The 16,326-nt window shown below is 71.8% G+C and carries 13 protein-coding genes; 5 read left to right on the top strand and 8 right to left on the bottom strand.

Annotation, left to right across the window (positions count from 1 at the left end; genetic code table 11):
• Positions 1–354: 354 nt before the first annotated feature.
• The 3 genes from KME66_RS10860 to KME66_RS10850 all read left to right on the top strand — a co-directional run bounded on the left by KME66_RS10860 (position 355) and on the right by KME66_RS10850 (position 4,322).
• Positions 355–1,677 (top strand): PhoH family protein, encoded by a 1,323-nt coding sequence (locus KME66_RS10860; RefSeq protein ID WP_073215352.1) that lies wholly within the window; start codon positions 355–357, stop codon positions 1,675–1,677.
• Positions 1,678–2,066: 389 nt separating this feature from the next.
• Positions 2,067–2,789, top strand: coding sequence for a transglycosylase SLT domain-containing protein (locus tag KME66_RS10855; protein ID WP_073215349.1), 723 nt, complete (start codon positions 2,067–2,069; stop codon positions 2,787–2,789).
• Positions 2,790–2,936: 147 nt separating this feature from the next.
• Complete coding sequence (locus KME66_RS10850) at positions 2,937–4,322, top strand: AI-2E family transporter (RefSeq protein ID WP_216321435.1); 1,386 nt, start codon at positions 2,937–2,939, stop codon at positions 4,320–4,322.
• A gap of 93 nt (positions 4,323–4,415) precedes the next feature.
• Here the strand turns inward: KME66_RS10850 and KME66_RS10845 are convergent, their stop codons facing one another.
• Both KME66_RS10845 and KME66_RS10840 read right to left on the bottom strand, forming a co-directional pair.
• Positions 4,416–4,952 (bottom strand): alkyl hydroperoxide reductase, encoded by a 537-nt coding sequence (locus tag KME66_RS10845; protein WP_073215342.1) that lies wholly within the window; start codon positions 4,950–4,952, stop codon positions 4,416–4,418.
• 12 nt (positions 4,953–4,964) lie between these two features.
• Positions 4,965–5,519: a peroxiredoxin gene (locus KME66_RS10840; protein ID WP_003966619.1), complete on the bottom strand. Its 555-nt coding sequence runs from the start codon at positions 5,517–5,519 to the stop codon at positions 4,965–4,967.
• Between the two features lie 133 nt (positions 5,520–5,652).
• Between KME66_RS10840 and KME66_RS10835 the strand changes: the two genes are divergently transcribed.
• Positions 5,653–6,645, top strand: coding sequence for a hydrogen peroxide-inducible genes activator (locus KME66_RS10835; protein WP_073215340.1), 993 nt, complete (start codon positions 5,653–5,655; stop codon positions 6,643–6,645).
• A 93-nt stretch (positions 6,646–6,738) separates the two neighbouring features.
• Here KME66_RS10835 and KME66_RS10830 read toward each other — a convergent pair whose 3' ends face one another.
• The 5 genes from KME66_RS10830 to KME66_RS10810 form a co-directional block, all read right to left on the bottom strand.
• A complete protein-coding gene (locus KME66_RS10830; protein ID WP_216321432.1) occupies positions 6,739–9,132 on the bottom strand; it encodes an FtsX-like permease family protein in 2,394 nt (797 codons plus the stop codon).
• Complete coding sequence (locus KME66_RS10825; RefSeq protein ID WP_216321429.1) at positions 9,129–9,815, bottom strand: ABC transporter ATP-binding protein; 687 nt, start codon at positions 9,813–9,815, stop codon at positions 9,129–9,131. Before KME66_RS10825 ends, KME66_RS10830 begins: the two co-directional genes overlap by 4 nt.
• Positions 9,812–10,336: a PadR family transcriptional regulator gene (locus tag KME66_RS10820; protein ID WP_073215636.1), complete on the bottom strand. Its 525-nt coding sequence runs from the start codon at positions 10,334–10,336 to the stop codon at positions 9,812–9,814. Before KME66_RS10820 ends, KME66_RS10825 begins: the two co-directional genes overlap by 4 nt.
• Positions 10,337–10,447: 111 nt before the next feature.
• On the bottom strand, positions 10,448–10,735 hold the full coding sequence (locus tag KME66_RS10815) for a hypothetical protein (protein WP_216321426.1): 288 nt from the start codon (positions 10,733–10,735) through the stop codon (positions 10,448–10,450).
• Complete coding sequence (locus KME66_RS10810) at positions 10,732–11,703, bottom strand: SPFH domain-containing protein (protein ID WP_073215330.1); 972 nt, start codon at positions 11,701–11,703, stop codon at positions 10,732–10,734. The genes KME66_RS10815 and KME66_RS10810 overlap by 4 nt, the downstream gene beginning before the upstream one ends.
• 240 nt (positions 11,704–11,943) lie before the next feature.
• Between KME66_RS10810 and KME66_RS10805 the strand changes: the two genes are divergently transcribed.
• Complete coding sequence (locus KME66_RS10805) at positions 11,944–14,169, top strand: transglycosylase domain-containing protein (RefSeq protein WP_216321423.1); 2,226 nt, start codon at positions 11,944–11,946, stop codon at positions 14,167–14,169.
• Between the two features lie 68 nt (positions 14,170–14,237).
• Here the strand turns inward: KME66_RS10805 and KME66_RS10800 are convergent, their stop codons facing one another.
• Positions 14,238–16,145 carry an ATP-binding SpoIIE family protein phosphatase gene (locus KME66_RS10800; RefSeq protein WP_073215325.1) on the bottom strand — a complete coding sequence of 636 codons (1,908 nt, stop codon included), beginning with the start codon at positions 16,143–16,145 and terminating at the stop codon, positions 14,238–14,240.
• Between the last annotated feature and the right edge of the window lie 181 nt (positions 16,146–16,326).

Here is a 16,326-nt window from a genome sequence, read left to right as displayed (position 1 = left end):
GAGGACCGCCCCGCCCCCGGGGGCGTGCTCCCCGGGGCGTCATCACGCGTCCACCCGGACTTCTCCACACCGTGTCATATGCAGCGGCATGGCTTCGGTGCGATGAGGGAATACCCCTGACAGGTCGACATCCGGTCATCAACCAGGCGGATGTCGTCACCAAGTGAGCGGCACCCAGCCCGCTCGCCCGGGAGGCCCTTTGCACACGAAGGACCGTACGCAGCGTGCGGCCGACGCGGTGGCCGTGGTCCGGCCCGCGCACGAGGGCCCGATCCCGGTCCGTCCTCTCCCTTCGGGAAGCTCCGCGACCGTCCGTCGCACTCCCCGACCTCGTCCGAGGGGGTACGTCCTTCCGTGGTGAACAGCAGCAAGCGCCGCATGCGCGACCGGCGCACATACGTTCTCGACACCAGCGTCCTGCTGGCCGACCCCGGTGCCATGGCCCGCTTCGACGAGCACGAAGTCGTGCTGCCGATCGTGGTGGTCACGGAACTGGAGGCCAAACGGCACCATCCCGAGCTCGGCTACTTCGCCCGCCAGGCCCTGCGCCTGCTGGACGACTTCCGGGTCCGGTACGGCCGGCTGGACGCCCCGATCCCGCTCGGGGACCTGGGCGGGTCGCTCCGTGTCGAGCTCAACCACTCCGATCCCGGCATACTGCCCGCCGGCTACCGGTTGGGGGACAACGACTCGCGGATCCTCGCGGTCGCACGCAACCTCCAGGCCGAGGGGTACGACGTCACGGTCGTCTCCAAGGACCTGCCGCTGCGCATCAAGGCGTCCTCCGTCGGTCTCCTCGCCGAGGAGTACCGTGCCGAGCTGGCCATCACGGACTCCGGCTGGACCGGGATGAGCGAACTGTCCCTCGCCGGGGAACAGATCGACCTGCTGTTCAGTGAGGAGACGCTGTACGTCCCCGAGGCCGCCGAGCTGCCCGTCCACACGGGCCTGGTCCTCCAGTCCGAGCGCGGCAAGGCGCTGGGACGGGTCACGGCCGAGGGCAACGTCCGCCTCGTGCGGGGCGACCGGGAGGCCTTCGGCATCCACGGGCGCAGCGCCGAGCAGCGGATCGCGCTCGACCTCCTCCTCGACAGCGACGTCGGCATCGTGTCCCTCGGCGGACGCGCGGGCACCGGCAAGTCCGCGCTGGCCCTCTGCGCGGGCCTGGAGGCGGTGCTGGAGCGGCAGCAGCACAAGAAGGTGATGGTCTTCCGTCCGCTGTACGCGGTGGGCGGGCAGGAGCTCGGCTATCTCCCCGGCAGCGAGGCCGAGAAGATGAGCCCCTGGGCGCAGGCGGTCTTCGACACGCTCTCGGCCGTCGCCGGGCGCGAGGTCATCGAGGAGGTGCTCGGGCGCGGGATGCTGGAGGTCCTGCCGCTCACCCACATCCGCGGCCGCTCGCTGCACGACGCGTTCGTGATCGTCGACGAGGCGCAGTCGCTCGAACGGAACGTCCTGCTGACCGTGCTGTCCCGCATCGGGGCGAACTCGCGTGTCGTGCTCACCCACGACGTCGCCCAGCGGGACAACCTCCGGGTCGGCCGGTACGACGGAGTCGTCGCCGTCGTCGAGAAGCTGAAGGGGCATCCGCTGTTCGCGCACGTCACGCTCACGCGGTCGGAGCGTTCGCAGATCGCCGCGCTGGTGACCGAAATGCTGGAGGAAGGCCACATCTGACCTGCATGTCCCTTTGATGCCGCCCGGCAAGCCAAGCAGCTTAGCCGGGCGGCATTGTGCTGCGCCGTCATTTCCGCAAAACCGGTGGGCCAAACGGGGTGTGACCTTTCCCACGCAACACAGAATTGCCTCCATGCGTCCCCGTCCGGCAGAGTCTTGCTTCCGTCAGGCCCCGCATACGGCACTTGGGCACCTCCAGAGGCGCCACGCACCACACAACTCAACACAAGACGCCCGTATGCCGCCCGCGAGCACCACGCGGCAGCCTCCTCGCCGAGGTTGTCCACCGGGCCCGTGCCTCCCGTGACCCACGCAGTAGGGAGGCCAGTGCCAGGGGCACGAACGCGCCCGCGAGGTCACCTAAGCGGGCGACGCTGGAAGGACACCGTGTGAGCCGGATCTCGGTCCGGGGGTTCGCCGTGGCATCCGCCACCGCGGTCACCACCGTAGGCGCCGTCGTAGGCGTTGCCGCGGGCGGCACACCCGCCGCCGACGACAACAACTTCGAGGCGGCCGCAGCCGACACCACGCTGCTCGCAGACATCCCCGCAGGCCAGCAGGCCCAGGTCCAGACCGCTTCGCTGACGCAGCAGGCCGACGCCCAGGCGTCCGCCGCCGACGCCGCCGCGAAGAAGTCGGCCGAGGAATCCGCCCGTATCCAGGCCGCCAAGGACGCCAAGTCCAAGAAGCAGGCGGCCGAGGACCGGATCGAGGCCGAGCGCAAGGCGGAGGCGGAGAAGAAGGAAAAGGAAGAGGCTGCCGAGCGCGCCAGCCGTTCTTCCGTCCGCGACGCCTCCTCGTTCGCGGCCCAGGGCTCGTACTCCGTGGCCCAGGTCCAGGCGATGGCCCGGCAGATGGTCCCCGCCGACCAGTTCCAGTGCTTCAGCAACATCGTGAACCACGAGTCGACCTGGAACTACCGTGCGACCAACCCCTCCTCCGGGGCGTACGGTCTGGTGCAGGCGCTCCCGGGCTCCAAGATGGCGTCCGCCGGTGCCGACTGGCAGACCAACCCGGCCACCCAGATCAAGTGGGGCCTCAGCTACATGGACAGCCGTTACGGCAGCCCGTGCGGCGCCTGGTCCTTCTGGCAGGCCAACAACTGGTATTAGGGAGAGCGGGCGGAAGTTCCCCGGCCGCCCTCTCAACCCCGCGAGGCCCCCCACCGTCCAGACGGTGGGGGGCCTCGCGCGTGTACCGTCGCATCCCGGCGAGCACCGAGGGCGCTGGGCGGCGAAGATGGGGGAAGGAAAGCAGGCATGTCGAAACTACCGGGCTGGCTGGGTCGCTTCGGGTCCGAACTGACGGAGCTGGGCGCGCGACTGGACGAGCGGCGGGCACGCGCCGCCGCCGACGAACCCTTCGGGCTGCACGGGGCCCCCGCCGTCCCGGACGGCGACGAACCCGAGCAGGTGCCGGCTCCTCCCAGCTACGCCCCCTCGGTCGCCGCCAAGCCGGATCCGGTGGCGGCGATCCCGTGGGGCATGCGGGTCGCCGCGGAGGCCGGCTGGCGCCTCCTCGTCCTCGCGGGGACGCTCTGGGTCCTCATGCGGGTGATCAGCGCGGTCCAGCTCGTGGTGCTGGCCTTCGCCGCCGCCCTGCTGGTCACCGCGATGCTCCAGCCGACCGTGGTCCGGCTCAAGCGGTTCGGGCTGCCGCACGGGCTCGCCACCGCCGTGACCGCCGTCCTCGGGTTCGTCGTCATCGGCCTGGTCGGCTGGTTCGTGGTGTGGCAGGTGATGGAGAACCTCGACACGCTCTCGGACCGGGTCCGGGACGGCATCGACGAGCTGAAGCGCTGGGCGCTCGACAGCCCTTTCCATGTCACCGAGTCGCAGATCAACGACATCGCCAAGAACCTCAACGACACCATCGGCACCAACACCGAGGAGATCACCTCCGCCGGGCTCCAGGGCGTGACCGTGATGGTGGAGTTCCTCACCGGGCTGCTGCTGGCGATGTTCTCCACGCTGTTCCTGCTCTACGACGGCCGGCGCATCTGGGAGTGGTCGCTCAAGCTGGTGCCCGCCGCGGCCCGCCCCGGGGTCGCCGGCGCCGGACCGCGTGCCTGGCGCACCCTCACCGCGTATGTGCGCGGCACGGTGCTCGTCGCCCTGATCGACGCGATCTTCATCGGCTTCGGCCTCTACGTCCTCAACGTGCCGCTCGCGGTGCCGCTGGCCGTCTTCATCTTCCTGTTCGCCTTCATTCCGCTCGTCGGCGCCGTGGTCTCCGGGGCGCTCGCGGTGGTCGTCGCGCTGGTCACCGAGGGCGTGTGGACCGCGCTGTGGGCGCTGGTGGTGGTGCTGGCGGTGCAGCAGATCGAGGGCCACATCCTGCAGCCCTTCATCCTCGGCCGCGCCGTCCGGGTGCACCCGCTCGCGGTCGTCCTCGCGGTGGCCACCGGCGGGCTCGTCGCGGGCATCGGCGGCGCGGTGGTCGCCGTACCGCTGGTCGCCGTGATCAACACCGTGGTCGGCTATCTGCGCTCGTACGGGGAGCCCGGCGAACGGGGCGGACAGCACGGGGCCACCGCCCTGTCGATGAGCCCGGCCCACGCCCTTCCCGCCCCCGCGCCGCCCGAACCGGGCCCGCAGGACGCGCCCGGTGAACGCCCGCGGGAGAACCCGCCCCCGCAGGAGTAGCCGGGCGGACGGGAGAACACGGAAGAGCCCCGGGGACGGTCGGTCGTCCCCGGGGCTCTTCGCGTACCCGGGTGGGTCAGGGGTGGTGCGGTGTCACTGCTCGGCGATGACGGCCTCGGCGTCGAGGGTCACGCCGACCGCCTGGATCACCGAAGCGATCTTGACGGCTTCCTGGACGGTCTCGCGGTCCACGCCGGCCTTGCGGAGCACCTGCTCGTGGGAGTCCAGGCACTGGCCGCAGCCGTTGACGGCGGAGACGGCGAGCGACCACAGCTCGAAGTCGACCTTCTCCACGCCCGGGTTGCCGATGACGTTCATCCGCAGGCCCGCGCGGAGCGTGCCGTACTCCGGGTCCGACAGCAGGTGCCGGGTCCGGTAGAAGACGTTGTTCATCGCCATGACGGCGGCGGCCGACTTCGCCGCGGTGTACGCCTCCGGCGAGAGGTTGGCCTTCGCCTCGGGCTCCAGCTCGCGCAGCACCTTCGGCGAGCGCGAGGCGATGGCGCAGGCCAGCACGGTGCCCCACAGCTGCTGCTGCGGGAGGTCGCTGTTGCCGATGACCGAACCGAGGTTCAGCTTCAGGTCCTTGGCGAAGTCCGGTATGGCGGACTTCAGTGCGTCGAGAGCCATGTCGGTATCAGCTCACTCGCCCGAGAGGAGCGCGACCGGGTCGAGGGTGTTCTCGCCCTTGGTCCAGTTGCACGGGCACAGCTCGTCGGTCTGCAGGGCGTCGAGGACCCGCAGGACCTCCTTGGGGTTACGGCCCACGGAACCGGCGGTCACCATCGTGAACTGGATCTCGTTGTTCTGGTCGACGATGAAGACGGCGCGCTGGGCGAAGCCGTCCTCGCCCTCGATGCCGAGGTCGCGCATGAGCTCGTGCTTCGAGTCGGCCAGCATCGGGAAGGGCAGGTCGGTCAGGTCCGGGTGGTCCTTGCGCCAGGCGTGGTGCACGAACTCGGAGTCACCGGAGAAGCCGAGGATCTGGGCGTCGCGGTCGGCGAACTCCTCGTTCAGCTTGCCGAAGGCGGCGATCTCCGTCGGGCACACGAAGGTGAAGTCCTTCGGCCACGCGAAGACGATCTTCCACTTGCCCTCGTAGGTCTTGTGGTTGATCTGCTCGAACTCCTTGCCGCTCTCCAGCGAGACGCAAGCGGTCAGGTCGAACTCGGGGAACTTGTCACCGACAGTGAGCACGCGCTCTCCTTGCAACGTCTGGAATTCCCTTTTTGAGGGTCTTCCTGAGGGTTGGACGGCTCCCACCTTGGCACAGAGTGCATTGATCACAGAAATAGCTACACTCGGTCCGGATGATCGGAGGTGCCTATCAGTGACCCAGGCGAATCAGGGCGTACGTCCCAAGCAGTCCGGTAAGTCGCCCGCCAAGCAGCCCAGCCTGTCCCAGCTGCGGGCCTTCACGGCCGTGGCGGAACATCTGCACTTCCGGGACGCGGCGGCAGCAATCGGGATGAGTCAGCCGGCCCTCTCCGGGGCGGTGTCCACCCTGGAGGAGGCACTGGGTGTCCGGCTCATCGAGCGTACGACGCGCAAGGTGCTGCTCTCGCCCGCGGGGGAGCGGCTCGCGGCGCGGGCCGGAGTGGTGCTGGAGGCCGTCGCCGCGCTGATGGAGGAGGCGGAGGCGGTCCGGGCCCCGTTCACCGGCGTCCTCCGGCTCGGTGTGATCCCGACCGTCGCCCCGTACCTCCTGCCCACCGTGCTCCGCCTCGTCCACGAGCGCTACCCGGACCTCGACCTCCAGGTCCACGAGGAGCAGACCTCCTCGCTGCTCGACGGGCTCGGCGCCGGGCGTCTGGACCTGCTGCTGCTCGCGGTGCCGCTCGGGGTGCCGGGCGTCGCCGAGATCCCGCTCTTCGACGAGGACTTCGTGCTGGTCATGGAGCAGGACCACGGTCTCGGCGGCCGGGCGGACATCCCCCGGGACGCCCTGCGCGAACTGCCGCTGCTGCTCCTGGACGAGGGGCACTGCCTGCGGGACCAGGCCCTGGACATCTGCCGCGAGGCCGGCCGCACCCGGGGCGCGCCGGTCACCACGACCGCCGCCGGGCTCTCCACCCTCGTGCAGCTGGTCGCCGGAGGGCTCGGGGTGACGCTGCTGCCGCGCACCGCGGTGACCGTGGAGACCGGCCGCAACGACGCGCTGTCCACCGGGTACTTCGCCCACCCGGCGCCCACCCGGCGGGTCGCGCTGGCGATGCGGACCGGGTCGGCGCGCGGCGGCGAGTTCGAGGAGTTCGCGGCCGCCCTGCGCGAGGCGATGCGGCCGCTGCCGGTGCGTGTGGTGGACCACCCCGACCAGGAGTGAGCCGTACGCGGCCGGGACACGGAACGGCCGGGACGTGAAACGGCCGGGGCTTCCGTTCCCGGAGGCCCCGGCCGTACGCCCATCACGCGCGGATCACTCGGTCCGCAGCCCCTCCGGGCGCATCAGGCGCCACAGCGGCGGCAGCGAGGCCAGCGTCACCAGCGCGATCAACGCGCCCCCGGCGCCCACCATCGGCCAGAACAGCCACCAGTCGGCCACCGACTTGCCGATCATCCAGGCGAGGGTCCCGCCGAGCCCCAGCCCGCCCGCGACGGCGACCGCCAGCCCGAGGGCCACCGGCACGGCGGTCTGCCACAGCACCGACCAGCCGAGCGTCGGGCGCCGGGTGCCGAAGGCGACCAGCACCGACAGCAGCCGCCTGCGCTCGCGCAACTGCTCCAGCTGGGAGACCAGCATCGAGGCCGCGATCAGCAGCAGCACCGCGGTCGCCCCGACCTGGAGTCCGGTCTGCACACTGTCGTACTGACGGTCGCGCGCCACCGAGTTCAGCTCGACGAAGCGCACCCCGGGATCGATCCTGACCGCCGTGTTGCGCACGTGCTCGGCGACGTCCGGCACGCTCTCGTCGACCCGGACCTGCGCGACGATCGTGGCGCCGGGCAGCTTGCCCGCGTCCAGCGCGCCGGTGGTCGCCATGATCCCGAAATGGGTCTCGCCCATCGGGTCCTTGCGGCCCGGCACGGTCTCGGTGCCGGCGGGCAGCGTCCACCGGAACGGCTCCGCGCCCATGCCCTCCCCGATCAGCACGGTCTTGCCCTTGCGCGCGGTCCGGTCCACCCAGCCCGCCTGGTCCCGGTTGTCCGGAGGGTGGACGACGAAGGCGTCGCCGTCCTCGCAGCGGTCGATGCGGGCCAGTTCGCGCAGGGTCGCGCAGGTGCCGACGGTCAGCGAGGTGGTCGGCTGCATCGCGTCGTCCGCGTACGTCCCGGGCTTGGTCGCGTACGCCTCCACCGAGCCGATCACCGCCTCCACGCCCGGGGTGGCGCGGAACTGTTCGATCGCCGAGGTGGCGGCCTCGCCGGTGACGTCCTCGGAGTACGCGGCGAACTGGGCCCGCGAGGGGTCCTGGCCGGTCACCCGGTGGAAGTCGGCGTTCATCGCGGCGAACAGCATCTGGAGCGCGATCGCGCCGGCCACCGCGACCGTCACCCCGCTGACCGCGCGGGACGCGGCTCCGCTGCTCAGCTGGAGCCTGCGGGTGGCGAGCTGCCAGGGCACCGGGCCGCCGCGCAGCCGGTTCACACAGGCCTCGACCACCCAGGGCAGCAGCAGCGCGAGCCCCACCAGCACCAGGACCGCGCCCGAGGCGATGGCGAAGGGGTTGACCGGCTCGTACCCGTTGGTGCGGCCCGTCGCGGCGAGCACCGCGAGACCGGCCGCGGGCATCAGCAGCCGCCACCCGAGCCGGCGCCCGCGCTCACGCCCCCGGCGTACGACGCCGAGCGGCTCGATCACCACGGACCGCATCGCGATCAGGGTGACGAGGACGGCGGTCAGCGGCACGGCCACCACGATGAGCAGGGCGAGCCGGGGATCGGGGACCAGGTCGGCGGGGAACGCGCTGACGTCCCAGATCTCCACCGAGCCGACGAACAACCGGCCCACCAGGAAGAACGCCAGACCGATCAGCAGCCCGAGCAGCGCGCCGAACATCGCCTCCCCGGCGGCGATCCGCCGGGTCGTCCGGATGTCCGCACCGACCAGGCGCAGCGCGGCCAGCCGGCGGTCGCGGCGGTCGCCGCCGAAGCGCACGGCGGTGGCGATGAAGATCGCCACGGGCACCAGCAGCACGACGCAGACCATCACGACGAGCACGATCAGCAGGGGCGGCAGGGGATCGCCCTGGCGGGGGTCCCCGTACCCCTCGATGCGGTGGCCGCCCTTCGCGGGCGTCAGGGTGTCGCTGCCCGCGTAGTAGAGGAGTTCGTTGGGGGAGCGCAGCCCGGCGTCGTCGATCGTGCCGGTGATCGCGTACGGCAGCCGCTCACGCAGCAGTTCGTTGCCGGGGCCGGCCAGCAGTTCCTTCAGCGCGGGGGAGACCACCATGGTGTCCGCGGCCGGGAAGCGGTCGACCCCCGGCGGCAGGACCGGCGCCGGACCGTCCGCGCGCATCAGGTACCCGGCGACGGTCCGGTCCCGGTACTCGGAGGTGGCGTTGATCCGCACCACCGAGCTGTCCGACTTCGCGGCGCGCGCGTCGGGCGCATCGGATATCCGCGTCTCGCCGCGGGCCTGTTCGCGCGCGTTCCGCTCGTCGAGCAGGTGCGGTACGGAGGAGGCGAGCAGCAGCAGGGCGACACCGAGGCCGACGCCGACCGCGGTCAGCAGCGTACGGATCCAGCCCTCACGGCCGCCGGCGGCGGCGAACCGGACGCCGAGGCCCAGGTCGCGGAGGGCCGCCGCGGGCCAGGAGGGCGGTGCGGGGCGCGGGGGCGCCGCCGCCCGCTTCTCGTCGAGCAGGGTCATGCGGAGTGCTCCAGGTCCCTGACCCGGCCGTCGCGCACGGTGACGTCACGGTCGGAGTAGGCGGCGACCCGGGCCTCGTGGGTCACCAGCACCACGGCCACGTTGGCGGAGCGGGCGGCCTCGGTCAGCAGTTCCATCACCCGCTCACCGTTGAGCGAGTCCAGCGCGCCGGTCGGCTCGTCCGCGAAGATCACCTTGGGCGACGCGGCCAGCGCGCGGGCCACGGCGACCCGCTGGCCCTGTCCGCCGGAGACCTCGCCGGGACGCTGGGCCCCGACGTCCTCGACCTCCAGGCGCTCCATCCACTCCAGCGCGGTGCGCTCCGCGGCCCTGCGCTTCATGCCGTTGAGCCGCAGCGGCAGGGCGACGTTCTCCACGCAGGTCAGCTCGGGGACGAGCTGCCCGAACTGGAAGACGAAGCCGAAGTCGCCGCGTCGCAGGGCGCTGCGCTCGGCGTCGGACAGCGCGGACAGCTCGCGGCCCGCGTAGGTGATGGTGCCGGAGTCGGGCGTGATGATCCCGGCCAGACAGTGCAGCAGGGTCGACTTGCCGGAGCCGGAGGGGCCCATCACGGCGACGACCTCGCCGGCGTGCACGGAGAACGACGCGCCGTCCAGGGCGGGCGTCGAACCGTAGGTCTTGCGCAGATCGCGCGCGGCGAGCAGGGAGCCTTCGGGGATCACGGAGCCACCACCTTGGCGAGCTGGTCGAGACGGGCTGCGGTCAGTTCCAGCCAGCGCAGATCGGCTTCGAGGTGGAACAGGGCGTGGTCGCAGATCAGCTGGTCGGCGAGGTCGCCCTTGCGCTTGCGGTCGGTGAGGACGCGCATCATCCGCAGATGCGCCGAGCGCTGGGTGTCCAGCAGGCCGGCCGCGCTGCGGTCGGTCAGCAGCGCGAGGACGACCTTGGTGTAGAGCGTCGACTGGAGGTAGGGCTCCGGCTTCTCGGGCTGGGCCAGCCACTGCGAGACATCGGTGATCCCGGCGTCGGTGATGGCGTACCGCTTGCGCTCGGGGCCTCCCTCGCTCTCGACGCCGTCGACCTCGACGAGCCCGTTCTTCAGGAGCCGGGACATCGTCGAGTAGACCTGGCCGTAGTGCAGCGGGCGGTCCTGGCCGAACTTCTCGTCGAAGGTCCGCTTCAGGTCGTAGCCGTGGCGGGGGCCGGACTCCAGGAGCCCGAGGAGGGTGTGACCGATAGACATGCGGAGCACTGTACACGGTGTGTATACCCGCGATGTATACGCGTCCGAGAAGCGCCCCGGCCCAGGAGTCGGGCCGGGGCGCGGTGCCGGTACGTGGCGGGGGCTGCCGTGCTAGGCGGTGTCCTGGCCGCCTGTCCCGGGCGGGGGCTCCGCCCCCTCCGGGGGCCGTCCGGGCGGCCGTCCCCGCCGGGGGATCGGCCGCGCCTCCCCGGGCAGCCGGCCCGCCTCCGCGAGGGCCCGCCGCAGCAGGAACTCGATCTGCGCGTTGGCGCTGCGCAGTTCGTCGGAGGCCCAGCGGGCGAGCGCGTCGTGCACCGCGGGGTCCAGCCGCAGCAGCATCTGCTTGCGCTGCTGCGGCCGGGACGCCGGCGTCCGCCGGGGAGGCGTCTGGCCGGTCACTGGTAGAGGGTGCCCGTGTTGAGGACCGGCTGGGCGCTGCGGTCGCCGCACAGCACCACCATCAGATTGCTGACCATGGCGGCCTTCCGCTCGGAGTCCAGCTCCACGATGTCCTGCTCGGCGATCCGGAGCAGGGCCGTCTCGACCATGCCCACCGCGCCCTCGACGATCTGCTGGCGGGCGGCGACGACCGCGCCGGCCTGCTGGCGCTGGAGCATGGCGGAGGCGATCTCCGGGGCGTACGCGAGGTGGCTGAAGCGCGACTCGATGATCCGGACGCCCGCGGCCTGGACCCGGGCGGTCAGCTCGACGCCCAGCTTCTCGGTGATCTCCTCGGCGTTGCCGCGCAGCGAGAGGCCGTCCTCGTCGTGGGCGTCGTAGGGGTACTCGATGGCGATGTGCCGGACGGCCGCCTCGGTCTGGGTGGCGACGAACTCCAGGAAGTCGTCGACCTCGAAGAGCGCCTGGGCGGTGTCCTCGACCTTCCAGACGACGATCGCGGCCAGTTCGATCGGGTTGCCGTAGGCGTCGTTGACCTTGAGGACGGCGGTCTCGTGGTTGCGGACGCGGGTGGAGATCTTCTGGCTGGAGGTCAGCGGGTTGATCCAGCGGAGCCCGTCGGCGCGGATGGTGCCGACGTACCGGCCGAAGAGCTGGATCACCCGGGCCTCGCCCGGAGCGACCATCTTCACACCGCTCATGCAGAAGAACGAGGTGATCGCGAGGAGCACCCCGAGGATGAGGAGCGTGACGCCCACGGTGCCCGCGCCGTCCCCGTTCAGCACCGCGCCGCCGATGACGAGGCCGACCCCCGCGAACACCCCGAGCACCGTCAGGAGCAGCCCCAGGCCGCCCGGGATCGCGTGCGCCGCGACCTCCCTGACCTGCGGTGCGGGCATGTCGGGAGCGTCGACGGAGAGGTCCGGCGCCGAGGCGTCCGGGTGGTGGTTCTCGTGCTGACCGGTCATGGGTTCCCCCGTTCTGTGCGGTATCGCACCACGCTAGCAATGTGATTACACATTAACTGTTCTCGCAACCATGTCCAGCCCTGGGGAGTCGGTTCCTGTAGAGGCGGGTGCTGATTCTCACGTCCGCAAAAGGCCGGATCGCTTGTCTTTTGTCCCTGTCGTCGGTGTTAGCTGGCAGGTCTGAGTGGACCGAGGAAACCGAGCGGACCGGCCGAGCAGAGAAGCGGGAGCGACACACCAATGGGTCGAGCGGATGCGCGACGAGCCCAGGCGCAGGAATCGCGCCGGGAGGCGAAGAGCGGCGGCATACGCAGACTCTTCACGTGGAAGAAGCTGCTGGGCGCGTTCTTCGGGATCGTCCTGCTGGGCATGGGCGCCTTCGGCGCGCTCTACCTGTACGTCGACGTCCCCGCCGCCAACGCCATGGCGGAGCGGCAGAGCAACGTCTACCAGTACAGCGACGGCACGGTCCTCGCCCGGACCGGCAAGGGCGTCAACCGCCAGATCGTCGACCTGGACGAGGTGCCGGAGAAGGTTCAGCACGCCTTCGTCGCCGCCGAGAACAAGACCTTCTACAAGGACCAGGGCGTCGACCTGAAGGGCACGACGCGCGGTGTGCTCAACACGCTCAGGGGCAAGGGCAAGCAGGGTGGCTCGACGATCACCCAGCAGTACGTGAAGAACTACTACCTGACGCAGGACGTCACCGTGAGCCGCAAGCTCAAGGAGCTGGTGATCTCGCTCAAGGTCGACCAGCAGAAGTCCAAGGACGAGATCCTCGCCGGGTACATCAACACCGCCTACTACGGGCGCGGCGCCAGCGGTATCCAGGCGGCGGCCCAGGCCTACTACGGCGTCGACGCCAAGGACCTGGACGTCTCCCAGGGCGCCTACCTCGCCTCCCTGCTCCAGGCCCCCAGCCAGTACGACTGGGCGACCGCCACCGACACCGGCAAGAAGCTGGTCAAGGAGCGCTGGGCCTACACCCTGCGCAACATGGTCGAGATGGACTGGCTCACCGGATCCGAGAAGGCGAAGCTGGAGTTCCCCGTCCCGCAGAAGCCGAAGCCGGCCGCGGGCATGGAGGGCCAGACCGGCTATCTCGTCGAGGCGGCCAACAAGGAGCTGGACAAGCAGGGCGTCACCGCCGAGGACCGCGAGGCCGGCGGCTGGACCTTCACCCTCACCGTCGACAAGAAGCGCCAGCAGGAGCTGGAGAAGGCGGTCGACGACCAGCTGGAGTCCAAGCTCGACCGCGAGGGCAGCACGGTCGACGCGGGCGTCCAGGCGGGCGCCACCTCCGTCGACCCGAAGACCGGCAAGGTCGTCGCGCTGTACGGCGGCGAGGACTACATCAAGCACTACATCAGCAACGCCACCCGCCAGGACTACCAGCCCGCCTCCACCTTCAAGCCGCTCGTGCTCGCCTCCGCCCTGGAGAACGAGTCGACGACCCAGGACGGCCGGCTGATCGGGCTCAACACCGTCTACGACGGCACCAGCAAGCGGCCCGTCGTCGGCAGCGACACCCCGTTCAACCCGCAGAACGAGGACGGCCGGGACTACGGTCCGATCTCCGTCCAGCGGGCGATGAACAGCTCGGTCAACTCCGTCTTCGCGCAGATGATCGTCGACGTGAGTCCCGCCGCCGCGAAGCAGACGGCGCTCGGCCTCGGCGTACCGGACAAGAACTTCCCCGAGCGCCCCGCGGTCTCGCTCGGCACCATGAACGCCTCGACCTGGGACATGGCCGGCGCGTACGCCACACTCGACAACCACGGCCAGAAGGTCACCCCGCACATCCTCCAGTCCGCCGAGCACCGCGACCGCACGGTCGACCCGGAGAAGCCCAAGCGGGAGCAGGTCATCAGCCGCGCCTCGGCCGACACCGTGACCAAGGCGCTCACCGGGGTCGTCGACGCCGGATCCGGCGCCGCGGCCAACACCCCCGCCTACGACGCGGCGGGCAAGACCGGCACCTCCGAGGACAACAAGTCCGCCTGGTTCGCCGGCTACACCCCGGAACTGACCACGGTCGTGGCGCTCTTCGGCGAGGGCGACGGCGGCCGCAAGCAGGTCTCCCTCACCGGTACGGCCAACGCCGGCCGTGCGAACGGCGGCGGCTTCCCGGCCCGGATCTGGGCCGACTACACCCTCGGCGCCCTCGGCGGCGGTTCCGGCAAGACGTTCGACCTCCAGGACGTGGAGCGCGGCGAGGCGCCCGCCCCGCCGACCCCCTCGGACACGCCCTCCGAGGCGCCCACCGAGACCGAGGAGCCGACCCCGTCGGACACCCCGTCCCAGACGCCGAGCGAGACGCCCAGCGAGACCCCGACCACGCCCGCACCGCCGACGGAGAGCCCGACCGTCACCCCGCCCACCAAGAGCCCGGAGCTGCCGCCCCAGCCCGGGGAGGACGACACCCAGCCGGGCGAACGTCCCGGCGTCGGTCTGCTCGGCCAGTGAGGCCCTGACCGTCCGGAGGGCATGGCGAAGGGGGCGGGCCCGGCGGCCCGCCCCCTCCGCACAGCCCGCTACTGGCCCCGGGCCGCCATCTCGAACCACACGACCTTGCCGGTCGACAGCCGGGTCGCTCCCCACCGCCGGGCCAGCCGGTTGACCAGGAACAGCCCGCGCCCGCCCTCGTCCGTCTCCCGCGCCCGGCGCTGCCGGGGCAGCTGCGGGGAGTCGTCCCCGACCTCGCAGCGCAGCACGTCGGTCCGCAGCAGCCGCAGCGTCACCGGCCGCTCCGCATAGCGCACCGCGTTGGTGACGACCTCGCTGACCAGCAGCTCCACCTCGTCGGCCAGATCGTCCAGACCCCAGCGGCCCAGCGCCCGCCGGGCCAGCCTCCGGGCCCGCCCCGGAGCCGCGTCCTCCGGCTCCAGATACCAGTACGCCACATCGCTCGGCGCGATCCCGTCGAAGCGGGCCGCCAGCAGCGCGATGTCGTCGTCCCGGTCACCCGGGCCGAGCATGTCCAGTACGTCGTCGCAGAGCGCCTCCAGCGGCGGCGCATGATCGGGGCCGGTGAGCTGCGCCGTCGCCGCGAGGCGCTCCCGCAGCTGCTCGATGCCCGTCCACACGTCCCGCAGCCGCGACTCCACCAGACCGTCCGTGTACAGCAGGAGCGTCGCGCCGGCGGGCGCGTCCAGCTCGACGGCCTCGAAGTCGACACCGCCCACCCCGATCGGGGCGCCCGGCGGCACCCGCAGCACCTCGGCCCGCCCGCCCAGGTGGAGCAGCACGGGCGGCGGATGCCCGGCGTTGGCGATGGTGATCCGGTGCGCGACCGGGTCGTACACCGCGTACAGGCAGGTCGCCATCCGGTCGCTGCCGAGCCGCTGCGCCTGTTCGTCCAGGTGGTGCAGCACCTCCTGCGGCGGCAGATCGAGCTGGGCCAGGGTCTGCGCCGTCGTGCGGAGCTGGCCCATGATCGCCGCCGAGGTCATGGAATGGCCCATCACATCGCCCACGACCAGCGCGACCCGGCTGCCGGGCAGCGGGATCGCGTCGTACCAGTCGCCGCCGACCCGGGCGGTCTCGGCCGCCGGGAGGTAGCGCGAGGCGAGGCGGACGCCGGTGGGCTGGGGGAGCGAGTCGGGCAGCATCGTGCGCTGCAGCTCGTCGGCGATGTAGGCCTCGCGGCCGTACAGCACGGCCTTGTCGATGCCGAGCGCGGTGTGCGTCGCCAACTGCGCCGCGACCAGCAGATCACTCGCCTCGAACGGGGTGCGCTCGATGCCCCGCACGAAGACCGCCGCCCCGATGACCCGGCGCCGGCCGCGCAGCGGGGCCAGGATCGCCCGGTGCCCGGTGGGGACGGACCGGCCGGGGCCGAGCAGCTCCGGCAGCGCGGCCCGCGCCGCCGCCGAGTCGCCGAAGACCGGCCGCACCCCGCGCAGCACCTCGGCCAGCGCCCCGCCCGCCTGCACCTCGCACAGCTCGGCGGCGGGCATCAGGTCGGCCTGCGGGTCCAGGATCAGCGGGCGCAGCCGCTCCGTCTCGGAACCGGCCGCCTCGGCGCCCTCCTCGTCGCTGACGCGCAGCCGGTCGCTGCGCCGCAGCCGCAGGACGAACGGGCTCACCGGGCGCTCGTCGCCCACCGGCAGCGGATCGCGGAGGTAGACCAGGATCGCGTCGGAGAACGTCGGCACACTGGCCCGGCACAGCCCGAGGACGATCTCGTCCAGGTCTATGCCCCGGGCGATCCGCCGGGTCGCCGCACCGACGAACCGCAGCCGGTCGCCCTCGCGGCGGGTGGCGGCCTGCGCGTCGGCGACGGCGGCCGCTCCGGGACCCGGGTTCGGCGCGGCGGCCGGAGCCGGCACCGCGGCGGCGGCAGCCGCGGCCGCGGCGTCCTGCTGCCGGGGCCGGGTGCGCTCCTGCGGCCGGGCAGCCAGGGGCTGCCGGCCTTCGTGGGAGGTGGGGTGCTCCGTCACGCGTGGGATTCCGTCCGTCCGGGCCGGTTGTATGAGGCAGTCACCTCGTGGGGCGTCACTGTGCCCCGGCAAGCGCGGGAAGAACAACGGCTGTCACCGGATGCCCCCGATGAGGGGGCCGAAACCGAGCGCCGCGGAGATGGCCGACACGCGACCCCTCCGGCAGCGGACGCGGCGAGCG

Origin of the sequence: Streptomyces sp. YPW6 (genome assembly GCF_018866325.1) — a bacterium.
In the GTDB taxonomy this organism is placed as follows: domain Bacteria; phylum Actinomycetota; class Actinomycetes; order Streptomycetales; family Streptomycetaceae; genus Streptomyces.
The sequence above is the reverse complement of the archived record's forward strand: the minus strand, read 5'-3'. Positions and strand labels throughout refer to the sequence as shown.